The 2,513-nt window shown below is 38.9% G+C and carries 3 protein-coding genes; 2 read left to right on the top strand and 1 reads right to left on the bottom strand.

The window, feature by feature from the left end:
• Positions 1-163 precede the first annotated feature (163 nt).
• Together CWB66_RS20570 and CWB66_RS20565 are read left to right on the top strand one after the other, a co-directional pair.
• Positions 164-481, top strand: coding sequence for a hypothetical protein (locus tag CWB66_RS20570; protein ID WP_138586908.1), 318 nt, complete (start codon positions 164-166; stop codon positions 479-481).
• A gap of 129 nt (positions 482-610) precedes the next feature.
• Positions 611-2,086 (top strand): S41 family peptidase, encoded by a 1,476-nt coding sequence (locus CWB66_RS20565; protein ID WP_138586906.1) that lies wholly within the window; start codon positions 611-613, stop codon positions 2,084-2,086.
• Between the two features lie 60 nt (positions 2,087-2,146).
• Here the strand turns inward: CWB66_RS20565 and CWB66_RS20560 are convergent, their stop codons facing one another.
• Positions 2,147-2,458 carry a hypothetical protein gene (locus CWB66_RS20560; protein WP_138586904.1) on the bottom strand — a complete coding sequence of 104 codons (312 nt, stop codon included), beginning with the start codon at positions 2,456-2,458 and terminating at the stop codon, positions 2,147-2,149.
• Positions 2,459-2,513 lie beyond the last annotated feature (55 nt).

The following is a 2,513-nucleotide window of genomic DNA, read 5'->3' as shown; positions in this document are numbered from 1 at the left end:
TACAGCAATAGATTGAACCAAAATAGGAACTCAGCTATGGTTTGTTTATTAATAAAAAATAAAAAACGAGTTAATTTATAGGCTCGTTACGTTCACAGAGAGTATGATGAAAAATCTAACTATTGGCTGGTTAATACTACTTCTTCTAATGAGAGGAGTTAAGTTGACTCAGGAACAAATTGTAGAGGGGGAGCTAAATGGTCTAACTATAGTTTCATCAGCGATTTATCTTTGTTTAGTAGCCGTTGCCATTTACGGCATAGTGTCTAGAAAGAATATTGGCTACTTTTCTACTTTGACCATACTAGGCTTGCTTAGTTTTGGTAGCGTGTTCGGCTTAATCTCATTGATACATACCCTGAACTATCCAGATTTCCTCGAGGAGTCTTTGTTCTGGATTATTTTAATTCAGGGTGTTGTTAGTTTTGTATTTTTTTGTGGTTGGGTTAAACACGGCAGGTTTCAAGTTGCCAAAACATAACAACTCGCCGTGAGGTGGGTAACCAGTAAAATTTAGCTATTGAAAACTTTAAAATGGTGCGCCTTTGAGCGGTATTAAATAAAACACGCATCTTAAATTATATATACCACAACATTTAAACGGATTTTTATGACTATAAAAACAAAAATAACCAATCATGTATTGCTCTGCGCTTTATTACTATCACCAGTTATAAATGCTGCACAAAAAACCATTCTACCTACTACACCTGAGCATTGGCGCAGCATAACAGAGCGCGATATTAACGCGGCTTATAGTATTACTGCACTAAACCACCCCGGTATGGTTGATGTTAATAACCCAGCGTTTCCAGCATTATTAAAAAAAGCAAAAGTAGAAGCATTAGCATTATCGGTTGAAGCGAGCGGGCCGCAGGTTCATGTAGCTGCAATTGCGCGCTTTAACACTGTGTTACAAGATGGCCATGCGGGTGCGTTTTCAAGTGTAGAGCGACCAGCGCGCCGCTGGCCAAGTTTTAGTGCTGTATGGCGAGGCGATGCGCTAAAAGTGTATTACAGCGAAGCCAAAAATATTAGCAAAGGCGACGTTGTAAGCCAATGTGATGGGCAAAGCACTGATACCTTAATGCGTGAGAGAATATTTAAGTTTCATGGCGAAGTGGCACAGCCTGGTCATTGGTGGCAGCAAGGTTGGCGGTTACTAATTGACGAGGGTAATCCATTTTTAACCCTTTTAAAAGAATGCAAATTTGTTAAAGCCAATGGCGAAACTTTTACACAAGTACTGAATTGGTCAGTAATGCCTAAATCAGTCAGCAAACATTTAGAAAATGCCTACAACGGTGATGAACTCCCCATTGATTTAACGTGGCCTGATAAACATATAGCTTGGATTGCTATGCCTAGTTTTTCGGTAAACGATAAACAAACAGCTGCCTACAATAAAGTGTTTGAAAAAATACAACAGCAGCGTAGCAAACTGCTTACTGCAAAAGCAGTGGTATTAGATTTGCGTCATAATCAAGGTGGTTCGTCTTATTGGAGCTTACAAATAGCAAAAAGGTTATGGGGTGAAAAAGTTGTAAATCACAATGCGGCTGGTTTGTCTCAAAATACGCAAGTGTGGTGGAGAGCATCAAAAGATAATACTGACTATGTGCAGTCGTTAATTGAGGTTGTGAAAGATCAGCCCGAAACGCATGCAGCTATCACAGCTGTTGCTAGCGGGATGACACAAGCGCTTAAAAACAACAAACCGTTTTACATTGAAGAAAAAGATAGCCAACCAGCGCTAGATCAAAACACATCCTTAACCAGCGACTTTAAAACCAAGGTGTTTGTTATAGTACCACCGCAATGCGCGAGTGCCTGCTTAGATGCCATTGACGTGTTTAAACTATTTCCAAACACGCAATTATTTGGTGCACCAAGCAGTGCAGATTCTATGTATATGGAGGTACGCTTAGCTGATTTACCCTCAGGTTTAGGCAAGGTGATTGTGCCTAACAAAGTGTACGTTAACAGAGCTCGTGAAAAAGGTGATTATTATAAACCAGATATAGCGTACAGTGGTATTGATTGGACGACTGGTCTGTTACTTGAGGAGATTAAAAGTAACGAATAAGCTGGTTTGTTTCTACTTTGTTACTATTAGCAGTAACAAAGTAGATAACCTGCATCGCATTTAAAAGCTGTATTGGTATATATCGCCTTGAATAGCTTTTAGGCGAACCCAGAATATGTATTGCTGATCAGGTGCTATTGTATACTGATGAACGAAATTATCAGGCTTTGGCATAATCAAACTCTCTTTTTGTGTCTTGATGTCGAACGCCCAAATCCCCGTAGCTTCTCGGTAAAAGTATAAATTTTGGTTAATAAGTTGCCAGTTGAGCCAATTGATTCGATTAAAGTCTTTAATAACGAGTTCTTCATTTGATTCTGTTAACTTTTTACGCCATAAGCGGTAATCCTCCCTAAAAATAATAGATGCCAAATGTAGAATTTTCTCTTATTGTAAACACAGGAGAAAATTATGAAAAAAGCACATT

It is taken from the genome of Pseudoalteromonas sp. S558 (genome assembly GCF_005886635.1).
Lineage (GTDB): Bacteria > Pseudomonadota > Gammaproteobacteria > Enterobacterales > Alteromonadaceae > Pseudoalteromonas > Pseudoalteromonas aliena.
Note: the sequence above shows the minus strand (reverse complement) of the source record. Positions and strands in the feature narration are given on the sequence as shown.

What these genes read in the sequence shown, in the direction of transcription:
- CWB66_RS20565 (WP_138586906.1), top strand. Translation starts at nt 611, where the DNA reads ATGACTATAAAAACAAAAATAACCAATCATGTATTGCTCTGCGCTTTA.